Genomic DNA, 25,427 nt, shown 5'->3' on the forward strand with positions numbered 1-25,427 from the left:
AAAATTAGAATTATAAATCAAATAATTTTTTCAGCTCTAATCGTTAATCTGTCTTGCATTGTTGTTTTACTTTAATATGAAGGAAAAGCGAAAAAAATGCCTAGGGAAAAGAGCATAAATTGTCGCAAAGATATTTTAATTATAAATAAAGATTATGAGCAAAGTAATTTTATAGAAGATCATTTAAAATCATATGGATGTAATGTTTTTATTGTAGATAATTTTGATTCATTGATATGTAATAAAATACAAGCAAATGTAGTTTTTATAAATCTTATGCAATTTAAAGACGATAAAACTAATATTTTAAAGAACATTGCAGAAAAAATTCCAACTGTTCCTATAATTGTGCAAATGAGAAAAGAAGATCTGAAAGTTGTACTATATTTTCTACGTGATAGGGTTTTTAAGTTTTTTTTGAATATAGTTTTAGAAAGTCAAATTTGTGATTCTATTTTATCTATTTTAGAAAAAAATTTATTGTCTAAGCATTTAGTAGAAGATTTAACTTTGAATTCTTTCATCACAGCTAGTCCTCAAATGAATCAGGTATTGGATTTAGCTTGGAAAGCAGTAGGTTGTTCGAATCCATTGATCATAGAAGGTGAATTTGGGGTCGGGAAAACAAGATTAGCAAATTCTATTCATGCATCTGGAGAGCGTGCTTTGTTTCCTTTTGTGATTTTGAATTGTAGAATTATTGATCAGGATAGAATTGAACAAGTTTTATTTGGTGACGTGGATCTAAACAATAAAAATAATACGCAATATCTTGGAAAATTTATAGAAGCGAATGGAGGTACTATTGTATTAGAAGAATCAGCTAAACTGCCTATTAGAGTACAAGGAAGAATTAGTAATTTCATTGAAACAGGCAAAATAGAATTTTTTGATTCTCGAAATACTATAAGTTTAGACGTTCGTCTTATTTTCATTGCAGAGAAAAATTTGCTTCAAGAAAATAATAATAATTTTAGTAAAGATCTCTATTATAAAATTAGTAATTTTGTTATCAAGATTCCTGCATTGCGTGATCGTATTCTTGATATTCCATTATTGGTACGCTTCTTTTTGGAACTTTTTAGCAAGAAAAATAATATCAATAGAATCGATATTTCGGAGGAAGCTTTATCTATATTAACTGATTATAAATGGCCTGATAATGTAGAAGAGCTTAAAAATATTATATTAAGATCTTTGATTGGTCTTGAGAAAAATCAGATTACAGCAGATCATTTTTTGTATTTGTCTAAGAACAAAGAACAAAATATTCCTTCAATAAAATTAGATGATTGTTATACGAGGAATAAAAATAGAGATATTATAGTAGAACATGATAATTTAAGTAATGTTCAAAATAGTATTGTTGCTATTAGAAAAGATGGAGAAATACGTCGTTTATCTGATGTTGAAAAGGATATGATTATATTAGCAATAGAATTATATCAGTCACAGATGAGCGAGATTGCGAGAAGACTTGGCATAGGGCGTTCTACTCTTTATCGTAAGATTAAAGAATATAATATTGAAGTTAATAGTGTTTAAGGAGATGATATTTTATTGATTTAATCATTAGCTGTACTTTATTATCTTTAATGTAATCTAATGGCTTTGTGTTTTGAATATTTATTATCTTTGGTATGTATTTAAAATATTGTTGTCATAATAGATTAATATTTTATCTATTACGCAGTTTTATATTTATCATCTTAAATAAATAGTAAATATAAAAAATAAATTATCTGATTATTTTTTAGAGATATAACTTTTATTTGTAATTAATTAAAAAATAAACACTTCAAAAAATGTTTTTCTTTTAATATATTTTACTTTAATTATTATATTAGACATAAAAAAAATTAGAAGGAAATATATGTAATATCAGTAAAATTATTCAGGAATAATCAATAATCTTTTTATATCTTAATTTTATTAATATGAGTTAAGTGCTACAAATCATTTTTTATTCACGGTTATTATATAAAAATATCTTTCTATATTATTTTAAGGAATTTTCGGTATAATTAAAGGTTTGTGATATAACTATATTATAATTTAATTAAATATGTTTTTTATGATGAAATCAGAGATTATTATTGACTACTTATCTCGTTCAATAAAAAATTTTAGTATATATACAGTTATTAATCGAATAAAAATATAAAAGTACTGTGTTATAGATTGTTTTTAAATAAAACAGGAAGTTTTTTTCGAGAATGAGAAATTTTTTTGTGTTAGACAAAATATTATCTGTTGCCGATAGAGAGATTATTTTGCGTCTTATAAAAGATAATATTCATAAGCATGCAAGATGGTATTCTATTTCTATTATCGCAATGATAATTGTTTCTGTAATGACATCATGCAGTGCATGGATTATGCGTGATGTAATGAATGCTATGGTTATATCAAATGATATTTTCCGTATTATTATAGTTTCTAGTACTGTGGCAGGTATATTCATTGTAAAAGGTATAGCTTCTTTTGTGCAAAATTACTATCTAAGTTGCGCAGGTAACTCTATTATTGCAGAACAGCAAAAGAAAATATATCATCGCCTTCTTCAATATGGAATGGATTTTTACGATAGTAATCAATCTTCGGATTTACAGGTACGCTTCATCCATGCCACGCAATCAGTAAGAGTGGTTATTGATATATTGATAACTTCTTTTCTTCGTGATTTTTTATCACTTGTCGGCTTGGTAGTGGTTATGTTCTTACAAGAGCCAACATTATCTTTATGTACTATTGTTATAGGTCCTATTTGTATTTTAGGTGTTCGTATTCTCATTAAAAAAGTGCGTCATATTATGGAACAAGGAATGGCTGCTACTGCTCATATTATTCAAAATTTACAAGAGACTGTTATAGGTATTCGGATTGTGAAATCTTTTGCAATGGAAGAAGTCATGAATCATAGCATGTGTGACATGATAAAGACAGTTGAAGATCGTTTGAATAAGGTTGCTAAAATAGAATCTTCTACGAGTCCAATTATGGAAACTATTTCAGGATTATCTATAGCAGGAATTATTCTTTTTTCTGCTTTTCTAGTTTCTAAAAAAGGAACTAGTAATGCTGGTGAAATAATGTCTTTTATTACTGCTTTGCTTATGGCATATGAACCGGCAAAACGTATTGCACGCACTAGAATTACTCTAGAAGGGGGAATGGTTGGAGTACGTTGCATGTTCTCTATTCTTGACCATCCTATTACTATTGAGGAAAGTCCTAATGCAGTAGACTTGCATGTTGAAAAAGGCAATGTTGTATTTCGTGATGTCTGTTTTTCATATAATCTTGGACAACCAGTGCTATCTGGGATAAATCTTTGCTTTCAATCGGAAAAAATGACAGCTTTAGTAGGGGCTTCAGGTAGTGGAAAATCGACGATTATTAACCTGTTAATGCGTATGTATGATCCATCTTCTGGATCAATTGAGATTGATGGTGTTAATGTTCGAGATATTACTTTTGCTTCTTTACGAAAATGTATATCATATGTTGGACAGGATGTTTTTTTATTCTCTAATACAGTGAGATATAATATTCTTGTGGGACGTCCAACGGCTACAGAAGAAGAAATGATTGAAATTGCTAAGTCTGCTAATGCTCATGAATTTATTACTTGTTTGCCTCAAGGTTATGATACCCCTGTGGGGGAAAATGGTAATAATCTATCTGGGGGACAGAAGCAGCGTATAGCAATTGCACGTGCTATGTTAAGAAATAGCCAGATTCTTGTCTTAGATGAGGCTACTAGTGCTTTGGATACTTATACTGAAAATCTTATTCGCCAAGCTCTTTCTCGTTTAATGAAAGGGCGCACCACAATTGTTATTGCTCATAGGATGTCAACAATTACCGAAGCTGATTATATTATTTTTATAGAGGATGGAAAAGTATCTGAGATGGGAGATCAAAAATATCTATTACAGAAAAAAGATGGTAGTTTATATAAAAAGATGTATGCATCACAGGTTCTTGCAAGAATATCATGATATAATTTTAAGAAGATAAAATATATCAATTTATATATTATTATTAATTCAAAGTTAAGTCATTGATATTCTAGCTTTTTTACCTTATTATCCGCACCTTGTTTGATTGGGTTCGTGGTTATTTGAAGAAGAAATCACCTTAGAAGCATTGATCCTAAACGCATTCTATCAACTCCATGAGTATATCTTTCAGCTTATTATATGCTACTGATTTCCACCTAAATAAATACATCTATGTTTCCAGTTTTTAATGCTTTTGATGTAAACCATATACTGAATTGACTAGCATTCATTATGGCTTTTTCTCTAACTCCCAAGGATATCCTGCAGAGGTGATAAAATATTTGAGGGCGATTGAACGTCTTATCGTGGACTCAGATCCACAATTCGCTAGTCATGATCTTGGAATATGTCGTGCAACACTGGAAAAACAGTTATCCGCAATATCACAGATAAAGCTGGAGAACCTGTCTTTCCTGTGCCCGAAGGATAATCTTAAATCCAAAATAGATTATTTGAGAGAAAAAACTTTCCTTCTATGATCAGCCAAAAACGGCAAAATAAGTAAATTATTTTGAATATTAAAGTTGAACATTTCAATATTCATCTTCCATGGCTTTTTCTACACGTACTTCATCCTCTTCTTGTTTTCTTATAGCCCATTCAACAGCCCGTTTTTGTTTAAATTTAGAAGAAATCTCATCTAGTAATTTATCAACTGTATATTTTAACATGGTCAGTCAGAACTTTTTTCAATTCTGAATAGTTAATAGTTGTTAGAGTATCTCTAGAATGCAAGATAATATCAGTATATCCTTTGAATTTCTTAGACGATTCAACTAGATCACACCTACATTCATCCTCATTAGTGGGATCAATCCTTTTTTGACCTCTTAGCTAATTCCATTCATCCCGTGACTCAATATCATCCATCCAATGTTGTTGTACTTTTCCCATTATCCTATATATAGTTTTTATCATGGCAGGAGCAATGGGATTCGAATCCACGACCTACGGGTTTTGGAAACCGTCGCTTTACCAATTAAGCTATACTCCCCCTATACTAAACATTAGTCTTTGTCATATTTAATCTTTTTCGCTATTTTAGCTATCTCTCTTTGTAACTCTATGCCTTCATTTACAGTGAGATTACAAATCCCATCACGGATATCATCCACTGATAGTTTCTTCTCTTTATTAATTAATTCACAACTGGCTAATGAGCCACTAGAGATCAATGTCGATGCAATTAATAATTTTTTAATGTTCATTATTTTGCCTCCATAGTTTGTTTTTCCCTTCTTTCTACTATGAAATTGCATATGTAATCAGCCCTTAACATATAAAAAGCGTTAGTTTTCAACCTTTAGCTGTTGCTATTAATTAAGTAGGAAGCAAGGGTTCAACCATGTCCAATACAAACAACATATCTATAATTGATGTGTGTTCATTTTCTAACAAACGATAGGATTTTTACCGTCTCTTCAATTGCTTCAAAAACACTTTCCTTTTGAATCCAAAAATATATTACGGATTTAATTCGCTATTTAACGTTTTTCTTCCTCATTCATGAAGGGAAACAGAGCAAGTAATTTCTCTAAAGGTTTAGAGTAACTCCGCATGATATGTCGCATAGCTTAAATGTGGAAACCATTACTTATTTTCTTAGGTTTTCACTTCAATTTTTCCCCTGCTCAAAACTTCCTTATAAAATTCATGATCTACTGAAAATTAAGAAAATCCGAGAAGGGGTTGTGCTCAAACTCATCATGAAGATTTGAAGTTTGATTAGCGAGAGTATGTAAGAATAAATGTTTCTAGTCAATACTAAAAAAAACATTTATTTTTAAATTATTTTATAAAAAGAGGGTGATAAACTTTACTAAATCTTTGATTTAAGTTATAAAATATGTATGGAAGAAGTTATGAAAAACAGCCCAGATTGGATAAAAATAGGAAGTAGATTTAAGCAGTTTAGAGAATCCCTGCGGTTAAGCCGAGATCAGATGGGGGAACTAGCTAATCAACTACGAAACGCTATTAGTAATTTCGAACTAGGCTATACACCAGCTAGTACTAACTACGCTCTGTTCTTGCGTAACGAATTTGGTGCGTCTTTCGATTGGCTATATGACGGTTTTGAAACCCTAATATATGAAAAAGACAAAATTAAAAAAAGCTCTTTAGATGCTAAATCTATAGGATCTAGACTAAAAGAATCCCGTAAAGAGTTGGGATTAACTCAAAAAGAATTTGGGTCTTTGATAGGATTGACACATGCGGGGATAAGTAACATGGAAAACGGGCACTGTAAGCCTGAAATTAAAACCGCCCTTAAAATCAAAAGAGCTTTAAACAAACCTTTAGATTGGATCTATTTTGGTGATGAGTGTATCACACCTAAAAAAAGAGGGATCAATAAACCTACAATTGAACAGAAACCTTATATACCCCTAAAACAAGTTAGAAAAGAGCTGAAAGAGAAAGTTATGTCTTATGTTAAAAACCTAGATACTAACGAACTTTCGCTATTAGCCACTCGGTTACGAATGGAAAACAAAGATAAGACTGCTCACACAACACAATCTAATAAAACCATTCTATAGAATATTTCTATTTTATATCCATTTTAATATTCTTAGAAATCATATTTAAACGAGGTGGATAATTTAGCACGTGATGTCCTTCGCATAATAGACTTAAGTTTGGATTATAGCATGGATCTCTTTCTATGATATTTTTCCAACGTTTTTTTAAGTATACACATGCATTTTGAAACGCAATCATTTTTTCTATTGTTTCATGATCATTTTTTCTTGTACGAGATTCTTCATGGTACAAGTCTGCATGTGGAGTCCAAACATTTCTATAACCATGTTCGAGTACTCTCAAGCAAAGATCTACATCACTGAATACAGTAGGAGCGTTTTCTTCGTCAAATCCACCTACTTGTGTAAAGCATTTTTTACTTATAACCATACAAGCACCCGTGACGGCAGAAACTGAATGTGTACAGTGCATTGCAAAAGCTTGCAAATTTGGATCACGACATTGTGCTCGATGATGTTTGTTTTTGTGTCCTGCAATTCCACCAATTCCCATAACAACACCACCATGTTGTAGTCGTCTTTTACGACTTTTCTTTTTCCATAATAACTTCTGCTCACGATACCATAAACGTGCTCCGACAATTCCAACTTGTTTTTGACGTGCTATCGCTACCATTTCAGATAACCATTGCCCACTAATAACTTCTGTATCGTTATTGAGAAAGCAAATATATTGGCCTTTTGCATGTATCGAGGCGTTATTATTTATCTTTGAATAATTAAAAGGATATGTATCGTCTTTTATAACACGCAAGTTTGAATGTTTTTTTGAAATGTTTTTCAGATAAGTTAAGGTTTTTGGATCATCTGATAGATTATCAATTATAATTACTTCAAAATGAGAATAAACGGTTTTTTGATAGATGCTTTTCAGACATACCTTTAAAAGATTATGATAATTATAAGTAGGTATAATAATACTGACTAAGGGAATTTTTTCTTTAGGTATCATGTAATGAGTACGATATTGAACACCCTCAAAAACTGCTTTAGCTAATGTGCCAGAGCGTTTAAAATATTCATTTAAAGCCTTTTCTCCTGCTTTTCCAGCGTAATTTTTATTACTCATTTTTTGAGCTGCGCTTCCATCATGAATGCGCCAGTGATAAAGAACACGAGGTATATGAATTATTTGTGAAACATCAATTTTGTCTAAGAATCTAAGGGCTAGATCATAATCTTGTGAACCTTCAAAACCTTCTCTAAATCCTCCTATTTCTCTAAAAGTTTTTGCTCTATAAACTCCTAAATGAGAGATCATATTATGAACATAAAAAAGGTCAATATTAAAATCATATTTAAAATATGGCCCACTTCGTACTTGATTTACATCAATTTTATCTTCGTCGGAGTAGATGATTTCAGCATTTGGATTGCGATTAATGGTATCTGCCACATGATATAAAGCTGTAGGATGCAATAGGTCGTCGTCGTCTAGAAGAGCAATCCACTCACTTGTTGCTAATTGAGCTGCACTATTAGAAGCGGCAGAGATATGTCCATTTTTAGATCGAAAAACTACTTTAATTCTTGGATCCATATTAGAATGTTTTTTTAGTATCGATACTATTTTGGGATCATCGGAACAATCTTCTGCAATGCACAATTCCCAATTATGGTAAATTTGGTTTCGAACGGACTCTATTGCCATTTCCAACCATTCTGTTTTAATTTTATATACAGGCATAATCACAGATATAAGTGGTTTTTCTTTCCATTTTGATATTTCTAAAAGGATTCTTTTTGTAAGTTTAGGAGATGCATCATGAAATATTTCTGACCATTTTACATATTCGTTGTCAAATTGTTTGATTTTTTTAATCCGAAGCCTAAGAGGCCGATACAATTTAAATTTTATTTTTCTAAAAAGAGATTTTAAAATATTCTTATAGGAGGTTTTTACCGCCATTATTTTCTCCGATATTTATATAAAAATTATTCGCTTTAGAATAAGTTATATTTAGTTGATAATATTAATGTATGTAAAAATTTGTTTTTCAAAAATTTTTTTTTGATTAATATATGTAATTATTTTCTATTTATATTAAATTGATAAAGCAACGATAAAAAATTAAAATAAAATATAATATAAATAATAGTATGTATATAAATAAATTAGTTAAAATATACGTTATTGTGTATTTTAATTGTAATAGTAATTTTATAATTATTAACTGTTTTTGTATATTCATTCCTAAAAATATTTTTGTATTTTTTATATTTAAATGAGTTTCTAATATGTATGTACGTATTGTAAAAAATAAAAAATTTGCAGATTCTAGAGGTTGGTTTTCTGAAACTTATAATGACAATTCGTTAAAAACAAATGGTTTTAAAGATGTTTTCGTACAGGATAATCACTCTTTTTCATCTAATTCTGGCACAATAAGAGGATTACATTTTCAGTATCCTCCATATGCTCAGGCTAAACTTGTTCGATGTATTGCTGGTCGGATTTTTGATGTTGCTGTCGATATACGTAAAAATTCTCCAACTTATGGACATTGGTTTGCATTAGAATTATCAGCAGATAATTGTTTGCAGCTTTATATTCCTGCTGGATTTGCACATGGTTTCATAACCTTAGAAATGAATACTGAGGTAATTTATAAAGTTACAAATCATTATTCTTTAGAACATGATTCTGGAATTATTTGGAAAGATAAAAGTATAGATATAAAATGGCCATTATTGGATATTATTTCTCCTTCTCTATCTGAAAAGGATAATAATCTGCCATTTTTAAATCAGCTAGATAGTCCTTTTGAATATGATGGTTTGCCACTTATTCCATTAGAAATAGAAAGGAATATATTATGCGTATAATCGTTACAGGAGGTGCAGGTTTTATTGGTTCAGCATTGTGTCGATATTTAGTAAATGATTTGAAAATAAAAGTCTTAGTCATAGATAAATTAACTTATGCTGGCAATTTAGATTCTTTAAAAGATATTTCTAAAAGTAATTTGTTCTCATTTTTACAAGGAGATATTTGCGATCGAAAATGTATTAATACTGTTTTAAAGGAATTTCAGCCAGATGCTATCATGAATCTTGCAGCTGAAAGTCATGTAGATCGATCTATTCTAGGAGCATATGAATTTATTAATACAAATATCATGGGTACCTTTTTCTTGTTGGAAGAAACAAGATTATGGTGGTCATGCTTATCTAGAGATAGAAAAAATAATTTTCGTTTTTTGCAAATATCAACAGATGAAGTATATGGATCTTTGGAGACAGGTTTGTTCTCTGAAGATACGCCTTATAATCCATCTTCTCCGTATTCTGCTTCAAAAGCTTCGTCGGATCATTTAGTTATGTCATGGGGACATACATATGGCATGCCAGTTCTTTTGTCCAATTGCTCTAATAATTACGGTCCTTATCATTTCCCTGAAAAATTAATACCTTTAGCTATTACTAGAATGATAAATGGATCCGATGTTTTTCTTTATGGTGATGGACAAAATGTACGTGATTGGCTTTATGTTGAAGATCATGTGCGAGCATTATACTTAGTTCTTAGAAAAGGGAGAGTAGGGGAAAAATATAATATTGGTAGTAATAATGAAAGAAAAAACATTGATATTATAAGTAAAATTAGTAGATTATTAGATATACTTATCCCGAAATCTTATTCTCATAGTAAATTAATTCGTTTTACAAAAGATCGTCCAGGACATGATCTTCGTTATGCTATTGATTCTTCTAAGATTAAATCTGAAATAGGATGGTTTGCTAAAGAAAATATGGAAAGTGGTTTAAATAAAACTGTTCGTTGGTATTTGGATAATAGTTGGTGGTGGCTTCCTTTATATAAAGAATTAAAAATTGATAATCACTCCACATGGGAAAATTTAAATGAAGTGCCTTGTAATAGGAAATAATGGACAAATTGCCAAATCTATTTCCGATATTAGGAAACAAAATGTTGAGATTATTAGGATAGGTCGTCCAGATATTGATCTTTTAAAGCCAAAAGATTTTTCAAGTTTTTTTATGAAATTTTCTCCTGATATAATTATCAATCCTGCCGCTTATACAGCCGTTGATAAAGCTGAAGATGAACCAGACACTGCTTTTTATATTAATTCTAAAGGTGCAGCAGCCGTTGCAAAGGCAGCTGAATCCATTGGAGTACCTTGTATCTATATATCTACAGATTATGTTTTTGATTGTTCATTCCATAAACCTATTTGTGAATATTCTCCTACTAATCCTTTGAATATATATGGAAAGAGTAAATTGTCTGGAGAGAAAGAAGTAGCATCTTATACTAATAATTACGTTGTTTTACGTACATCATGGGTTTATTCAATGTATAGTAAAAACTTTTTACTTTCTATGTTGCGATTAGCGAAAGAACGTAATGAAATAAGTGTTGTATGTGATCAATTTGGAACACCAACTTCAGCTACGCAGATTGCTGAAGCAATTATTAAAATTTCCCATAATTTGTTAGAAAATAATGATATGTCTTTACGAGGGATATTTCATATGACAGCAGATGGAGGTTCTATTAGTTGGGCAGATTTTGCTGAGTATATTTTTTTAGTATCGTCAGAATATGGAGGTCCTTATGCTAAAGTTTGTCGAATTTCTGCAAAAGAATATCCTACAAAAGCATATCGTCCATCATATTCTTGTCTAGATTGTAGTAAATTAGAAAAAATTCACAAAGTACGTATTCCTTCATGGAAAGAAGGAGTTCGTGATATCATTGGTAATGTTTTAAATAAATAGAGTTAGATCTTTATTTTGATTGGAGGTAGGATGAAAGGTATTATACTTGCTGGTGGTTCTGGTACACGTCTTAAACCATTAACAGATTTGGTTTCTAAGCAAATGTTGCCGATTTATAATAAACCTATGATTTATTATCCTTTGAGTATTCTTATGGATGCTGGTATTCGTGAGATATTGATTATTTCTACTCCAAGAGATCTTTCATATTTAAAGGCATTCTTTGGATCAGGAGAGAAGTTGGGAGTGAATTTTTCATACATAGAACAACCTTCTCCAGATGGTTTAGCACAATCTTATATCTTAGGTGCAAAATTTATTGGTAATTCTTCGTCGGTTCTTATTTTGGGTGATAATATTTTTTATGGTTCTGATATGTTATCTATTTTTCAGAAGGCTCGTGCACGACCAAAATGTGGTACCGTAGTTGCTTGTCATGTTAAAGATCCGCATCGGTATGGTATTGTTGAAGTAGATTCTTTGAATAGAGCTATTTCTATAGAAGAAAAACCTAAAAATCCAAAATCTTCTTTTGCTATTACAGGAATTTATTTTTACGATCAAGAAGTTGTTAATATAGCTCGTAATCTTCATCCTTCTGCTCGTGGAGAATTAGAAATTACTGATATTAATTCTCATTATCTTAGCAAAGGTTTGCTTGAAGTAGAATTTTTGCGTGAAGATAATTATTGGTTTGATGCAGGTACACCAGATTCATTGTTTGAGGCTTCTGTTTTTGTGCAAGACGTTGAAAAACGTTTAGGATTATCTATTGCTTGTCCAGAAGAGATTGCATATCGTCGCAATTTTATCAATGATCAACAATTTTATAAGATTGTTGATAATTTTGGCAATTCTCCTTATGGATTATATCTTAAGAAAATTATTGAAATGAAATAAATAATTTTTTTATGTAACCAATATTGGTCTTTTATTGTTATGTTTTAGGTTAATTCTCGTGATATTTTTTCCTATTGTATACCGTTTGGTTATCAATGTTTCATCTAGAGATTATTCGTTATGTAACGTCAGAATGATTTCTTCAAAGGAAAAGAAAATAGTCATCTATTTGCCGATTAGTAGATACAATAAATATTATTTTTTATTTACTTCTCGTTTTGAAAGGTGGCATTTTTATAGTGATCATTTTAGTATTTTAAAGGTAGATTATTGTAAAGGATTTTTTATTTGGTTTTGGACTCTTTTTTATAGGCGAAGAAACAAATTATATTACTATGAAAATTATGTTGTGGCATATGGTTCAAGAAAGGGAAATAAATTTTTTTCCAAATCTAATCGTTATATGATGAAAAGAAGGCTCAATTTTGATGGGCAGAAAATTCACAATTTCCCAAGACTACTGCATGGATGGGAATTTCATGTTCCTGAAAAAGTTACAAGGATCGCAATAAAATCAAAGGTAGCTATTGTAGTTCACCTTTATTATGTTGATCTTTGGAGAGAAATAGCGAATTTATTATCGGGTTTAAATTTTTATTTTGATTTACACGTTACACTTGTTGCAGATAGTGCATCTATAAAATCTGAAATTTTGAAAAAATTTCCTAATGCACGTGTTTATATAATGGAAAATTATGGACGTGATGTTCTTCCTTTTCTAACATTGCTTGAAAAGGAAGAATTGAGTTGTTACGACTACGTGTGTAAAATTCACGGGAAGAAATCTAAAAGAAAAGGGCATACGTGGTGGGAAGGAGATTTATGGAGAAGATGGCTTTTCTATGATCTCCTTGGAGCGCCAGGAGTAGCTCTTAAAATTATTAACACTTTTGATGCTAATCCTAAGTTAGGTATGATCGGTTCTCGGGCATATCGCTATCCTAATAGATATTGTAATCACAAGTCATCCTTAGGGCAAAATAGTAAAATGATTAGTTCTATTTCTGATAGGATGGGTGTTGATTTCCAAGATAAAAATCTTGATTTTTTTGCTGGTACAATGTTTTGGGCTCGAACTAAAGCTTTATATCCTCTAAAAGATATTAAAATATCGCGAGATTTTAATGTAAAAGTACATAAATCTTTAGATGGGGAGATTGAGCATGCTATTGAAAGGTGTTTTACTCTATCCGTTATAAAAGCTAATTTTTGTATTGCTGATGTTGATTGCGTCTTGAGGGAACAAAATGAGGAAATGCCTCAAATATCCTTTTCGAAAATTTAATATTATATAATTAAACTGCATTATTAATCTTCAATTTCCATACATGCAACTTTTGATATAAAAATTTAAAAATTATATTTATATAGTCTAGAAGAAAATAAATTTTTTAGTTAATATGAATATGTTCGTTATGGTAAATTTTATTAAAACATTTTTACTTAAATTTGTATCTTTATTTTATATTGAAAGCTCTAAGTACACGATTTATTAGTAATTTTCAATCATAAAGTAGTAAGTGTTTATATTTCCATTCGAACTAATTTTTCGGCAGTATTTTTACATAGTATGCAACTTGATCATCCTAGGGAAAAAGAAAGATGGTAATGTTCTTAATTAACAGGGAAGATAATTGTTCAGGACAGCTACGGAATTTGATTTTTAATTTCATATATTATTGATTTTTTTTCGTATTTTAAAAATATTATGCAATTTCTTTAAATTTTAAGAAGATGATTTATTAATATCATCTTATGGGGCTTTCTTATGTCGCACGAGACACCTTTTATGACTACCATTATATGGGGTTTTGTATTGGCTTTTATTTTCGGAGCTATTGCAAACCGGTGCCGTTTACCAACATTGGTAGGTTATCTTGTGGCGGGCATTCTTGTAGGGCCTCGTACTCCTGGATTTGTTGCCAGTCAATCTTTAGTTCCTGCACTTGCAGAGATAGGAATTATCCTATTAATGTTCGGTGTTGGTTTGCATTTTTCTGTAAAAGATCTCATTTCTGTACGTGGTGTCGCTCTTCCTGGTGCTATTATTCAGATTGTTTTGGGGACAGCGCTTGGTGCCTTACTAGGATTAGCCATGGGTTGGTCTCTAGGAGGTAGTGTTGTATTTGGTCTTGCTCTTTCTATTGCATCTACTGTTGTTCTTTTAAAAGCTCTTCAAGAAAATCGTATTCTTGAAACAGAGCGTGGGAAGATTGCTGTTGGATGGTTAATTGTTGAAGATTTAGTGATAGTTCTTGCACTTGTTTTCATTCCTGCTGATGCACACTATTCTACAAATTTGCCTGCTGAAACTCATCCGTGGACTTTTATTTCCCTTGTCAGTCAAGTTTTGGGTTTTGAATTGGGATTCCTAGGGCTGATTTTTATTACTATTTTAAAGGTTGTTGCTTTTATAGGAGTAATGTTGATTTTTGGGAGAAGGGTGATCCCTTGGATATTGCATAAGATATTTTATACAGGATCTAAAGAACTATTTCGTCTTGCTGTATTAGCCATAGCACTTGGATTTGCATACGGATCCTCAAAACTTTTTGGAGTTTCTCTATCTTTAGGTGCTTTTTTTGCAGGAATGATTTTAGCTGAAAGTGAGCTTAGTCAAAATGCTGCACAAGAAAGTCTTCCGTTGCGTGATGCGTTTTCGGTTCTTTTCTTTATCTCAGTAGGGATGATGTTTAATCCTGATATTTTGATCAGTCATCCTATTCTCTTGATTATGGCAGTGCTCATTGTTATTTTGGGAAAAGCTGTAATAGCGTTTATTGTAGTAATTTCTTTTGGAAGATCTGTCCCAACAGCTTTGACAATTGCTGCAAGCTTGTCTCAAATTGGTGAATTTTCTTTTATTTTAGCTAGTCTTGGCGTAGAAATGGGGATTTTACCAGTTCAAGCTAGAGATATTATTTTAGCTTCTTCTATTATATCAATTATATTAAATCCTCTTGTATTTGTTTTAGCTGGATCTCTACAGTCTTTTCTTGTTTTACGTTTTGCAAGAATAGCTGATAATAGTTTTACAGAAAATGTTTCTCATACTTATATAGAAAGAGATACAAAAAAAGAAGTTACTGTGGAAAAAGTTTTAGATAAAAAAGAATTTATAATGCAGAAGACAGATCTTTGTGATCATGCTGTTTTAGTTGGATATGGACGTATTGGTAAAATAATAGTTCAAAATTTGAAAGCAGGGGGTATTCCACTACTTGTTATAGAAGAGTCTGAGAAGAGAATTGAAGAGGTTCGTTCATTGGATATTGATGTTATATATGGTAATGCTACCCTTCCTCAGGTTCTGTCAATGGCTAATATTGAAGCAGCTCGTTCTCTTATTATATCTATTCCTACTGCTTTTGAATCGGCTTATGTTGCACAAGAAGCTCGTAATTTAAATTCTTCTATATTAATTATAGCTATTGCTGATTCTGCTTCTGAAGTAGAACATTTGAATCGATATGGGGCGGATACTGTTGTAATTATTGCAAAAGAAATTGCTTTTGGTATGTTAGATAGATTGAATCAAGTGCATCATGGAAAGATTACGTACGATAAATGTAACAACGATGATGATATTAATATAGAAGATAATTCTGCAACGGAAAAAATTGATTCTTAAATTTTTTTTTAATTGAATAAATTTTTTGATAAATCATTGTGATTTAATGCTTTAGAATGAGGATGTAAATGCGTAACAATCCTTTGCTTGTTTTTCTATGTGTAATGATATGTTGTCTAGGAGTGGGATTTGCTTTACCTAATTTTCTTCCACAATCTATTTTAGATAAATTTCCTTCTTTTATACCTAAACATCGTGTTTCTTTAGGATTGGATTTACAAGGTGGATCTCATTTGGTCTTAGAAGTAGATGAAGATGATCTTATCAATGGATGTTTAAATTTATATTTAGACGAACTACGATATTTTTTAAATAAAGAGAGTATTAATATTCTTTCAGTTCGTCAGGTTAAAAATAAAATAAAAATTTCTTTTCCTGATTATAAATTAAAAGAGAGTGCAGTAGATAAAATCAATAGTTTTTTTCGCAGTTCTTCTTCTAGATTCAATATAAATCCCAAGAAAAATTTGTTTATTGAGAATGGTTTTGAAAATGAAATATCAATTGTTTTTAAACCAAATGATATTGAATCATTAGTTGCTCGTGCCATTGAACAAAGTATGGAAATTATTCGTCATCGTATTGATCAAATTGGTATTAGTGAACCAACTATACAGCGTTTAGGATCAAATCGTATACTTATTCAACTTCCAGGAGAGAAAAATCCTTCTCGTTTGCGTCAATTATTAGGCACAACAGCTAAGTTGAGTTTTCATAGAGTATTGTTGAACCATAAAGGATTTGTTCCTGGTACAAGTATTTTAAAAGATAATGATGGTAATCAGTATCTTGTAGAAGATAAAGTTGAAATTTCTGGAACACACTTGAACAGTGCTACTGCTAATTTTGATCCTAAAAATCATAAACCAGTTATAGATATTAGTTTTGATGAGATTGGTACCCGTCGTTTTTTTGAAGTTACACGTAATAATATAGGAAATGTTTTAGCCGTAGTTCTTGATGGCAAAGTTTTAACTGCTCCTGTTATTAATCAGTCTATTCCAAGTGGTAAAGCACAAATATCTGGTAATTTTACGATTGAAACAGCAGGTGTTTTGGCAGCGATGTTACGTGCAGGTTCCCTTCCTGTAAAACTAAATATTGTTGAAGAGAGAAGTGTCGGCGCAGATCTTGGTAGTGATTCTGTTTATAGAGGTGCGCATGCTATTATAGCTGGATTTATTCTTGTCGTTTTTTTAATGATTATTTTATACGGAAAATGGGGACTTCTTGCTAATTTTTCTATTTTTTTAAATGTTATTTTGACCCTTGCTCTTTTAAGCTTATTGGATGCTACTTTAACTCTTCCAAGTATTGCTGGTATTGTACTAGGTATAGGATTAGCTGTTGATGCTAATATTTTAGTAAATGAACGAATACGAGAAGAAAATCGTAAAAATAAAAGTATTTTTTATATTTTAGATATGGGTTTTTCCCGTGCTTATTCTACTATTTTGGATTCTAATATGACGGCTTTGATAGCAACTGTTATCTTGTTTTTTTGCGGAAGTGGACCAGTTCGTGGTTTTGCTGTTACAATGGGTTTATCTATTTTGATATCTATGTTTACGGCAATTTATGTTGTTCGTGCTATGATGATTTTTATTGTGCGATACAAAAAAATGAAATCTATAAATATCAAACCTTTATCTAGATTTTTTTTGATTCCCGATCATACTAATATTCAATTTATGAAAACTCGTTTTTGGGGTATTGGAATTTCTATCTTTTTTTCAATCGTTTCTATTATTCTATTGTTTACTCATGGATTAAATTATGGGATTGATTTCAAAGGAGGAATCCAGGTAGGTGTAATTAACAATAAGCCTGTAGATTTATCTATAATTCGATCTAATTTAGAATCTTTACAAATAGGGGATATCTCTTTTCAAAATTTTGATGGAGATAAAAATTTTCTTGTTAGGTTAAAATATCAGCCCGGTGGTAGCTCTGCTCAATCTCATATTTTGGAAAAAGTGAAGAAAAAAATAATCGAAATAGTACCATTTGCTAAAATCGAACATACAGAGATAGTAGGTCCGAAAGTATCGGGAAAATTAATAAAAAAAGGTATTTTAGGCATTGTTATTTCTGTAATTGCAATGTTAATTTACATTTGGGTTCGTTTTGAGTGGCAATTTGCTATAGGTGCAATTACAACTTTGATATTAGATATAACCAAAACATTGGGTTTCTTTTCATTGTTTGAAATAGAGTTTAATCTAACAGCTGTTGCAGCTGTTTTGACGCTGATAGGTTATTCAGTTAATGATAAGGTTGTGGTATACGACCGAATGCGTAAAAATATGAAATTATATTCTTCTACTTCTTTCAGGTATTTAATAGATAAGTCTATTAATGAGACTTTAGGTCGGAGTATTTACACTTCTATTGCTGCTTTTATTTCTGTATTGCCAATGGCTATTTGGGGGGGGGGTGTTGTAGAAAGTTTTGCAATCCCTATGGCATTTGGTATTTTTATAGCAGCAGCTTCCTCTATCTTTGTCGCTGCGCCGATATTGTTATTTATATCTGAGGGATTTTATAAAAATAATAGGACATAAGAAAAATATCATTAAATTGACTACTTTTCTATATCTATTAGTATAGCAATTATTCAAGAAATATTTTTTTATTATTTATATAATTTTTTCTATTGAGAGATAGAATATAAATGTTTTTTATGGTGCTGCAAGAGAGAATCGGACTCTCGACCTCTCCCTTACCAAGGGAGTGCTCTACCACTGAGCTACTGCAGCATATTCTCTATATTCCCAATGTATATCAGTTATAATTTTATTGCTACATTTTATTATAAGATATAATCTGAAAATTGCACTCAATTTTTTATCGTTTTTGAATGGAGTTATTAAATAAAAATGGATTATAATAAAGATGACAATAATGATAATGAAAAAAGTATTTCGTCTAATAAAATAAAAAAAGTTGATTCTAAAGAAGAACGAAAGAAAAGATTAGCATCTATGTTGAGAATTAATCTTCATCGTCGTAAAGAACAAGCTCGCTTTAAAAATTAACAATATAAAAAAATCTTTGATTAGATGAATTTATTTTTTGTGTATACTATATATATGTTATGGAGTAAGATGTCTTCGCTTGTGATTTTATAAGGACAAATTACTTGTTATACTTTGAGGAGGATTTAGGTTTTAAAAACCGTGGAACAAATGGAGCGTATAAAGATTATAGGGGGAAATAAGCTTAATGGAGTTATTCCAATTTCTGGTGCGAAAAACGCTTCTTTGCCGTTAATGATAGCGTCTTTGCTTACGAGTGAAACTTTGACATTGGAAAATATGCCAGATTTGGCAGATGTAAAGCTTCTTATTCGTATTTTGAAGTCTCATGGAGTTGAGATATCAAGTGATGACTCACATAATGATCAGGAGAATGGCTATTCTTCGACTATGCATTTTAGATGCCGTCGTATAGTTGATATGATTGGATCATATGATCTAGTGTCCAAAATGAGAGCTAGCTTTTGGATAATTGGACCTTTATTAACGCGAAAAGGACATGCTCGTATATCATTGCCTGGTGGTTGTGCTATTGGTACACGTCCTGTAGATTTATTCGTTGATTCTTTAAAATCTTTAGGAGTTACAATAACAATTGATGATGGCTATGTAGATGCTCGTGTTTCTAGTAAAGGTTTGAGAGGAACAAATTATACGTTTTCTAAAGTATCTGTAGGTGCAACACAAGTTATGATTATGGTGGCAAGTTTGTGTCATGGAGATACATCTATTCATAATGCAGCACGTGAACCAGAAGTTGTTGATCTTGCTTATTGCCTTAACTCTATGGGAGCAAAAATATCTGGAATGGGTTCTTCTACTATTACAATAGAAGGGGTTACAAGTTTATCAGGAGCACGTCACAGGGTTCTTTCAGATCGAATTGAAGCTGGAACTTATGCAATGGCTGTAGCAATGACGGGAGGAGACGTCGTATTAAAAATTAATGATTTTTCTCTTTTAAAAACAGTTTTTGAAGTAATGCGTCAGACAGGAGTGGATATTGATGTTGTAAACGAAGGTATTCGTATACGATGGAGTGGAGAAAAATTAAAACCAGTTGATATTGTAACAGCTCCTTTTCCTGGTTTCCCGACTGATTTACAAGCTCAATTTATGGCTATGATGTGTCGTGCAGAAGGTATTTCTCATATCACTGAAACTATTTTTGAAAATCGTTTTATGCACGTACAAGAACTAGTTAAACTTGGTGCTCAAATTTCTCTTTCAGGGCAAACAGCAAGAGTTAAAGGAATTAATGTATTACGAGGATCTTCTGTGATGGCAACAGATTTACGTGCTTCGGTTTCGCTCGTTATAGCTGCACTAGCCGCTCAAGGAGAAACAGAAATTTCTCGAGTTTATCATCTTGACCGAGGGTTTGAGTGTTTAGAGAAAAAATTGAGCAATTGTGGTGCCTTGATACAGCGCATCCAATAATGAATTATTAATAATAACTTTTATCTAATTTATAAGATCACTGTTGTCTAATCTTGCAATAAAGAACGCACTTAATATTGTTATTTTGCAAAATACAAAAATTATTTACATTTAATCCTTATAGTTTTGTAACATTTTTTTTACAGTAGAGACTAGCTCAGAAACTGGAATCATAGTTTGAGCTACTCGTGCTTCACGCCAAGATTCATTGTCTTTTATTGCTTGGGAAAGTTCCTTTCCTTTTACTAGATCTTTAATCTGTAACATTTCTTGAGATCTTTCTCCTGTCCCTTGAATAATAGCAAGAGGACAATTACGTCGATCGGCATATTTTAATTGATTTCCAAAAATTTTAGAAGATCCTAGGAACATTTCGGCTCTTATTCCTGCTTTACGTAATATTTGTGTATACATTTGATATTTTATTAAGCTATCCGTATCATGATCCATGGTGGTTATTAACACAGGCCCAATTTCTTTTGAATTATTTACTGAACTTTTAAGGCTGTTTAATGCAACTATCAGGCGCGAAATTCCGATAGAAAAACCGGTTGCAGGTACTTTTTGTCCTTTAAAACGTGACACAAGTCCATCGTAACGACCACCACCTCCAACAGATCCAAATATTACAGACTGTTGTTTTTTATTCATAACAGGGAAATTCAAAATGGCTTCGTAAACACATCCTGTATAGTATTCAAGGCCTCTGACAATTGTAGAAGATATTGCAATACGATTTGAATCGTATCCAGATTTTTTGACTAGTTCACTAATTTTGATTAGTTCATTAAATCCTTCTTCTCCTATAATTGATCCTTTAACTAGCTCGTACAATTTATCCATCGATTTTTCAAGATCAATAGAAAGGAAAGACGTTATTATATCGATTTGTTCTGCTTTAAGATTAGCTCCTGTAGTAAAATCTCCTGAATTATCTTTACGTCCTTTTCCAAGCAATAATTTAACTTCTGCTAGTCCAAATTTATCAAGTTTATCAATTGCTCTTAGGACAATTAATCTTTCTTTTAATTTAGCATCACCATGCAATCCAATTTTTTCTAATATACCATCAAGTATTTTGCGATTATTTATTCTTATTTGGTAATCACTTTGTTTTATTCCTACGGCTTCAATAGTATCTGCCATCATCATACACATTTCGGCATCAGCTGTTTCTGCTGACGATCCAACATTATCTACATCACATTGTATAAATTGTCTAAACCTTCCAGGTCCGTGCTTCTCATTGCGAAATACAGGGCCAATACGGTATGTGCGGCATGGAAAAATTATTGTATCAAAATTTTCTGCAACATGGCGTGCCAAAGGTGCGGTCAAGTCATAACGTAAGCTAATCCATTGACCATCATCATCTTGTAGAGAAAAAACACCTTTGTTAGGTCTATCTTCATCGGGTAAAAATTTCCCCAAGGCATCAGAATACTCTAATAAAGGGGTTTCAATAGGATCAAAACCATATTTTTCATATATATTGCGAATAGCATCAATAATTTTATTGCGAGTACGGATTTCTTCTGTTGGACAATCAGCAAATCCACGAGGTAATTCTGCTCTTAATTTTGTTTTTTTTTGCATATTTTCTCGCTTATATCAAAGTTATGTTTTTTTTATGATGCAATAATGTAATCATAATGGAAATTATATTGGAAACAACATTACTAGAGTCATCTAAACTATTGTCGATGCATTAATTATGCAAAGAATATATCCATTATTTAATTAATTTTCTATAATTATACTACATGTTATTTAAATTCCTATTTATGTTTTATTATATCTTTAAAATAGCAAAATTTAAGTATTTTTATATTTATATATTTTAAACATTAAGGTCTTTGAAAATAAAAATTATTTTTATATATTCACTTTAGTTTATCTCTTATAAATTGTATCCGCTACCAATTGCAACATATAGATCTACATAGTCTTTTGCCAATTGTTTTTTTGCTATAGATAAATCAATTTTTGCTTTTTCTGTATTATGTTGTATTTCTAATATATCATGCAATGAATATTTCCCATGTATGTAATTGATCATTGATAATGACGTGGATTTTTCATATAATTCCAAAATATCTTGGTTTTTTATTACATTTTTTTTGTCTTCATCAACAGATGATAGTGCGTTTTCTACTTCTTTAATAGCATTTAATACTGTTTCTTTCCATGAAATATATTGTTCTTGTGCTAAATATTCAGCTTTACGTATGTTAGATCTCGTCTTTTTTTGATCAAAAATCGGCATGTATATTGTTGGGCCAAAAGACCAAGTAGTATTATTCCCGGGAAATCTACTATCTCTCGAAAGGGAGATAGATCCATTTAGTGAAATTGAAGGATAAAGGTCGGATTTTGCTATGCCTATTTTAGCAATATAATCAGTAAGTTTTTTCTCTTGATATCTAATATCAGGTCTATTTCTAATAAGGTCTGCTGGGATTCCGATATTAACAGGTATGTATAAATTAATTTGAAAAGAATTAGGCTGCCTTTGTATATCATATAAAAATTCAGTGGCGGGATAACCAAGAAGAGTGGATATATTATGTACGTTAACACGAAATTCTTTTTCTAGAGGATATATCTCAGATTCAGCTGATTTTATTTCTGCTTCTATTTTCATAAGAGATAATTTTGATATTGCTCCTTTAGAAAATTTAAGACGATTTAATTCTAGATTTTTTTTGTGTAAATCTAATATTTGATTAGTGATATATATTCTTTCTTTTAAATGACGTGCATTTATATATGACGATATTAATTTGGAAATAATAGTGAGTTTTGCTATATCTGATTGAGCATATATACCATCAAAGTTCGCTTTAGAGCTTTCTGTGTGCTTTTTTTGTCCAAATGGATCAATCTTCCAGTTAGAACTTAATTTTCCTACAGAATTAGTTTCTAATTTTGGCATAATGTTATGCGATATTGACGTTTGCAAAGAAGGTAGAATTTCGTTTTGAACAGATAATATATTTTCTTTTGCGATATTTATACGTTCTTTTGCTTGAAGTATTGTGAGATTTTGTTTTAAAGCAATTTGGACAAGTTTATTAAGATAATCATCTTTGAATGATTCCCACCATTTTAGTGTGTCTATATTAGTTGTTTTTTTTGAATTTCCTATAGAAAATTTTGTGGGTAACATTGGCATTTTAGTCATTGTATATTCGGGACCAATACTGCACGATGCTATCAGTAAAATAAATATAAAAAAAAATATTTTTAGATTATTCATTGAGATTTTTTAGTTAAATAAAGATACGGTTATTTGTTGTTAATAAATCAATATGCCATATAATTTAAAATATTTGGTTTCGCATATTATTACATATGGTTTAAAAGAATATTTCTTGTATTTTAAAAATTATAACTCGTATAAAGATTTTACCTATCTAATACAAAAATAAGTTTTATTTTCTATGAATAGGAATGCGGTATCAAATTTATTTTTTCAAATTTGGAAAAGGTATTTCCGTAACTAGTTGTTGGAAAATATAGAAATGATAGGTTTTTATATAGCAAGCATTTAGAACATGTTTTTTAATAATGTAAAATAAGTGACATAAACAACTTATTTCCCTTTGTTTTTAAAAAATTAAATCATGATGGAGGCCTCGCCCAGAATCGAACTGGGGTTGAAGGATTTGCAGTCCTCTGCGTAACCATTCCGCCACGAGGCCAAAGATATAAAATTAAAACAAAGAGAGTATAAAACTTCTTTTAAAGACTTAGTACTTAGTAATGAAAATCGATGCCTGATAATAACAGCAAACATTTTATCTAGCAAGGATAAATTTAGTTAACATAAAATATTAATAATTCAAAAATTAAGTTTGTCTATAATCAAATATAACATTTATAATGATAGGAACAATTATAAAATATGTGTAATTTTCAATAAGTGATCTTTATATTAATCATATTTTATCGTTATTAATTATTTTTTAAAATAATATTCCCGTTATAAAGACAAAGTTGTGAAGTATTAACAATTTATTAAAATTATTAAATATTTTGGTTTATTTTTAAAAGTGATTTTTATATAGTTTATGGTAATTACTTAGACGATTCTTGGGATTTTTATATTTTTCAAGAGAAAATTATAACGTTTAGGTTTTTTGAGAGGTAAATGAATATGAGTATGAATTTAGATATGAATATGAGATGTATTTCTTTATTCGGAAATTACTAGTTAATTTGATGTTGTAGTTTATGGCGTTTAAAAATTTATAATTAATAGCACTTTGTTTTATAGTGCTTTAAAGGGGATGAAAATGGTTCAATATAATGCTGTGTCCGAACCATCTATGGAAGAAATAGTTAATTCTATTCGTAGAATATTAGAAAATAATGACCAAGAGTTTACCTCTTCTAACAATGTGCAGACTCAAGTTCAAGAGCGCCAAGACAATGTTGAGGGAAAAGAAGATGTCGTTCAAGAAGATAATAGTTCAAATAATACTATCTTTACAGATCATAATTCTCGCTTGAGAAAATATAGTTCGGAACTTCCTCAACAGGAAAAAGTATCACTTTCTGATATTGCAGCTCGTGTTCGTGCTGAAGCAAGAGGTAAAACTTATGAAAGTGTAGTTGATGATGTATATTCTCAAGGTGTATCAGTAGGGGAAACTTCTCAGGATAAGTCCTTGAATAAGGATATTCCCTCAAGTTCAGATCTTAATGTACCGTTAAAAGAATCAATTAATTCTTCTGTTGTCTCGGATGTTAGTAAGGAAGAAGATCAGATGCTTATTTCGTCTGATATTGGCGATAAAGTTTCTGCTTCTTTTGATCAGTTAGTAAAGGCTCTTAAAGAATCTGGTAGTCGTTCCCTTGACCAGATTTCTATAGATTTATTACGTCCTATGCTTCGTGAATGGTTAGATGATAATTTGCCAGGAATCGTAGAAAGGCTTGTACGAGAAGAGATAGAAAGAATTGCAAGAGGTCCTGTTAGACGTTAATATTTATAATTTCTTTTAGTCTTTACATGCATATGTTTTCCATGTGAAATCATGATAAGGTTGTTATT

At 30.7% G+C, this 25,427-nt stretch carries 19 protein-coding genes and 3 tRNA genes; 14 read left to right on the top strand and 8 right to left on the bottom strand.

Features of this window, described 5'->3' with window-relative positions:
* Positions 1-96: 96 nt before the first annotated feature.
* From GY664_RS01900 to GY664_RS01910, 3 genes are all read left to right on the top strand, one after another.
* On the top strand, positions 97-1,545 hold the full coding sequence (locus GY664_RS01900) for a sigma-54-dependent transcriptional regulator (protein ID WP_333947769.1): 1,449 nt from the start codon (positions 97-99) through the stop codon (positions 1,543-1,545).
* Between the two features lie 671 nt (positions 1,546-2,216).
* Positions 2,217-4,004, top strand: coding sequence for an ABC transporter ATP-binding protein (locus GY664_RS01905; protein ID WP_333947770.1), 1,788 nt, complete (start codon positions 2,217-2,219; stop codon positions 4,002-4,004).
* Between the two features lie 332 nt (positions 4,005-4,336).
* Positions 4,337-4,546 carry a hypothetical protein gene (locus GY664_RS01910; RefSeq protein ID WP_333947771.1) on the top strand — a complete coding sequence of 70 codons (210 nt, stop codon included), beginning with the start codon at positions 4,337-4,339 and terminating at the stop codon, positions 4,544-4,546.
* A 54-nt stretch (positions 4,547-4,600) separates the two neighbouring features.
* Here GY664_RS01910 and GY664_RS01915 read toward each other — a convergent pair whose 3' ends face one another.
* The 3 genes from GY664_RS01915 to GY664_RS01925 form a co-directional block, all read right to left on the bottom strand.
* A complete protein-coding gene (locus GY664_RS01915) occupies positions 4,601-4,738 on the bottom strand; it encodes a hypothetical protein (protein ID WP_333947772.1) in 138 nt (45 codons plus the stop codon).
* Positions 4,739-4,984: 246 nt separating this feature from the next.
* Positions 4,985-5,061, bottom strand: a tRNA-Trp gene (locus GY664_RS01920).
* 13 nt (positions 5,062-5,074) lie between these two features.
* Positions 5,075-5,275: an SEC-dependent effector SDE5640 gene (locus tag GY664_RS01925; RefSeq protein ID WP_333947773.1), complete on the bottom strand. Its 201-nt coding sequence runs from the start codon at positions 5,273-5,275 to the stop codon at positions 5,075-5,077.
* Between the two features lie 654 nt (positions 5,276-5,929).
* Here GY664_RS01925 and GY664_RS01930 point away from each other — a divergent pair.
* Positions 5,930-6,610 (top strand): helix-turn-helix domain-containing protein, encoded by a 681-nt coding sequence (locus GY664_RS01930; RefSeq protein WP_333947774.1) that lies wholly within the window; start codon positions 5,930-5,932, stop codon positions 6,608-6,610.
* A 7-nt stretch (positions 6,611-6,617) separates the two neighbouring features.
* Here GY664_RS01930 and GY664_RS01935 read toward each other — a convergent pair whose 3' ends face one another.
* Positions 6,618-8,522 carry a glycosyltransferase family 2 protein gene (locus GY664_RS01935; RefSeq protein WP_333947775.1) on the bottom strand — a complete coding sequence of 635 codons (1,905 nt, stop codon included), beginning with the start codon at positions 8,520-8,522 and terminating at the stop codon, positions 6,618-6,620.
* Positions 8,523-8,851: 329 nt separating this feature from the next.
* Between GY664_RS01935 and rfbC the strand changes: the two genes are divergently transcribed.
* The 7 genes from rfbC (at position 8,852) to secD (ending at position 18,454) form a co-directional block, all read left to right on the top strand.
* Positions 8,852-9,439 carry a dTDP-4-dehydrorhamnose 3,5-epimerase gene (rfbC, locus tag GY664_RS01940; protein WP_333947776.1) on the top strand — a complete coding sequence of 196 codons (588 nt, stop codon included), beginning with the start codon at positions 8,852-8,854 and terminating at the stop codon, positions 9,437-9,439.
* Positions 9,430-10,503: a dTDP-glucose 4,6-dehydratase gene (rfbB, locus tag GY664_RS01945; protein WP_333947777.1), complete on the top strand. Its 1,074-nt coding sequence runs from the start codon at positions 9,430-9,432 to the stop codon at positions 10,501-10,503. Before rfbC ends, rfbB begins: the two co-directional genes overlap by 10 nt.
* Positions 10,478-11,359: a dTDP-4-dehydrorhamnose reductase gene (gene rfbD, locus GY664_RS01950; RefSeq protein ID WP_333947778.1), complete on the top strand. Its 882-nt coding sequence runs from the start codon at positions 10,478-10,480 to the stop codon at positions 11,357-11,359. Before rfbB ends, rfbD begins: the two co-directional genes overlap by 26 nt.
* Positions 11,360-11,389: 30 nt before the next feature.
* A complete protein-coding gene (rfbA, locus tag GY664_RS01955) occupies positions 11,390-12,259 on the top strand; it encodes a glucose-1-phosphate thymidylyltransferase RfbA (RefSeq protein ID WP_333947779.1) in 870 nt (289 codons plus the stop codon).
* 58 nt (positions 12,260-12,317) lie between these two features.
* Positions 12,318-13,544 carry a rhamnan synthesis F family protein gene (locus tag GY664_RS01960; RefSeq protein WP_333947780.1) on the top strand — a complete coding sequence of 409 codons (1,227 nt, stop codon included), beginning with the start codon at positions 12,318-12,320 and terminating at the stop codon, positions 13,542-13,544.
* Between the two features lie 483 nt (positions 13,545-14,027).
* On the top strand, positions 14,028-15,890 hold the full coding sequence (locus GY664_RS01965; RefSeq protein WP_333947781.1) for a cation:proton antiporter domain-containing protein: 1,863 nt from the start codon (positions 14,028-14,030) through the stop codon (positions 15,888-15,890).
* A 68-nt stretch (positions 15,891-15,958) separates the two neighbouring features.
* The gene (gene secD, locus GY664_RS01970; protein WP_333947782.1) at positions 15,959-18,454 is read left to right on the top strand and encodes a protein translocase subunit SecD; all 2,496 of its coding nucleotides are present in this window, start codon (positions 15,959-15,961) and stop codon (positions 18,452-18,454) included.
* A gap of 120 nt (positions 18,455-18,574) precedes the next feature.
* Here the strand turns inward: secD and GY664_RS01975 are convergent.
* Positions 18,575-18,649, bottom strand: a tRNA-Thr gene (locus tag GY664_RS01975).
* Positions 18,650-18,769: 120 nt separating this feature from the next.
* On the opposite strand from GY664_RS01975, the gene GY664_RS01980 reads away from it, so the two are divergent.
* On the top strand, positions 18,770-18,928 hold the full coding sequence (locus GY664_RS01980; RefSeq protein WP_333947783.1) for a hypothetical protein: 159 nt from the start codon (positions 18,770-18,772) through the stop codon (positions 18,926-18,928).
* A 150-nt stretch (positions 18,929-19,078) separates the two neighbouring features.
* Positions 19,079-20,368, top strand: a complete 1,290-nt coding sequence (gene murA / locus GY664_RS01985) for a UDP-N-acetylglucosamine 1-carboxyvinyltransferase (protein WP_333947826.1) — start codon at positions 19,079-19,081, stop codon at positions 20,366-20,368.
* A 111-nt stretch (positions 20,369-20,479) separates the two neighbouring features.
* Here murA and hisS read toward each other — a convergent pair whose 3' ends face one another.
* From hisS to GY664_RS02000, 3 genes are all read right to left on the bottom strand, one after another.
* Positions 20,480-21,964: a histidine--tRNA ligase gene (gene hisS, locus GY664_RS01990; RefSeq protein WP_333947784.1), complete on the bottom strand. Its 1,485-nt coding sequence runs from the start codon at positions 21,962-21,964 to the stop codon at positions 20,480-20,482.
* 304 nt (positions 21,965-22,268) lie between these two features.
* Positions 22,269-23,627, bottom strand: a complete 1,359-nt coding sequence (locus GY664_RS01995; RefSeq protein ID WP_333947785.1) for an efflux transporter outer membrane subunit — start codon at positions 23,625-23,627, stop codon at positions 22,269-22,271.
* A gap of 371 nt (positions 23,628-23,998) precedes the next feature.
* Positions 23,999-24,072: transfer RNA gene (locus tag GY664_RS02000), tRNA-Cys, on the bottom strand.
* Between the two features lie 1,068 nt (positions 24,073-25,140).
* Here GY664_RS02000 and GY664_RS05065 point away from each other — a divergent pair.
* Complete coding sequence (locus GY664_RS05065; RefSeq protein ID WP_408612118.1) at positions 25,141-25,359, top strand: PopZ family protein; 219 nt, start codon at positions 25,141-25,143, stop codon at positions 25,357-25,359.
* Positions 25,360-25,427 lie beyond the last annotated feature (68 nt).

Origin of the sequence: Candidatus Liberibacter brunswickensis (assembly GCF_036858155.1) — a bacterium.
Lineage (GTDB): Bacteria > Pseudomonadota > Alphaproteobacteria > Rhizobiales > Rhizobiaceae > Liberibacter > Liberibacter brunswickensis.

Coding starts and splice junctions, on each gene's coding strand:
- murA (WP_333947826.1), top strand. CDS start 19,079: ATGGAGCGTATAAAGATTATAGGGGGAAATAAGCTTAATGGAGTTATT.
- rfbC (WP_333947776.1), top strand. CDS start 8,852: ATGTATGTACGTATTGTAAAAAATAAAAAATTTGCAGATTCTAGAGGT.
- GY664_RS01925 (WP_333947773.1), bottom strand. CDS start 5,275: ATGAACATTAAAAAATTATTAATTGCATCGACATTGATCTCTAGTGGC.
- rfbB (WP_333947777.1), top strand. CDS start 9,430: ATGCGTATAATCGTTACAGGAGGTGCAGGTTTTATTGGTTCAGCATTG.
- GY664_RS01900 (WP_333947769.1), top strand. CDS start 97: ATGCCTAGGGAAAAGAGCATAAATTGTCGCAAAGATATTTTAATTATA.
- GY664_RS01995 (WP_333947785.1), bottom strand. CDS start 23,627: ATGAATAATCTAAAAATATTTTTTTTTATATTTATTTTACTGATAGCA.
- rfbA (WP_333947779.1), top strand. CDS start 11,390: ATGAAAGGTATTATACTTGCTGGTGGTTCTGGTACACGTCTTAAACCA.
- GY664_RS01980 (WP_333947783.1), top strand. CDS start 18,770: ATGGATTATAATAAAGATGACAATAATGATAATGAAAAAAGTATTTCG.
- secD (WP_333947782.1), top strand. CDS start 15,959: ATGCGTAACAATCCTTTGCTTGTTTTTCTATGTGTAATGATATGTTGT.
- GY664_RS05065 (WP_408612118.1), top strand. CDS start 25,141: ATGCTTATTTCGTCTGATATTGGCGATAAAGTTTCTGCTTCTTTTGAT.
- GY664_RS01930 (WP_333947774.1), top strand. CDS start 5,930: ATGAAAAACAGCCCAGATTGGATAAAAATAGGAAGTAGATTTAAGCAG.
- hisS (WP_333947784.1), bottom strand. CDS start 21,964: ATGCAAAAAAAAACAAAATTAAGAGCAGAATTACCTCGTGGATTTGCT.
- GY664_RS01935 (WP_333947775.1), bottom strand. CDS start 8,522: ATGGCGGTAAAAACCTCCTATAAGAATATTTTAAAATCTCTTTTTAGA.
- GY664_RS01905 (WP_333947770.1), top strand. CDS start 2,217: ATGAGAAATTTTTTTGTGTTAGACAAAATATTATCTGTTGCCGATAGA.
- GY664_RS01915 (WP_333947772.1), bottom strand. CDS start 4,738: ATGTTAAAATATACAGTTGATAAATTACTAGATGAGATTTCTTCTAAA.
- GY664_RS01965 (WP_333947781.1), top strand. CDS start 14,028: ATGTCGCACGAGACACCTTTTATGACTACCATTATATGGGGTTTTGTA.
- rfbD (WP_333947778.1), top strand. CDS start 10,478: ATGAAGTGCCTTGTAATAGGAAATAATGGACAAATTGCCAAATCTATT.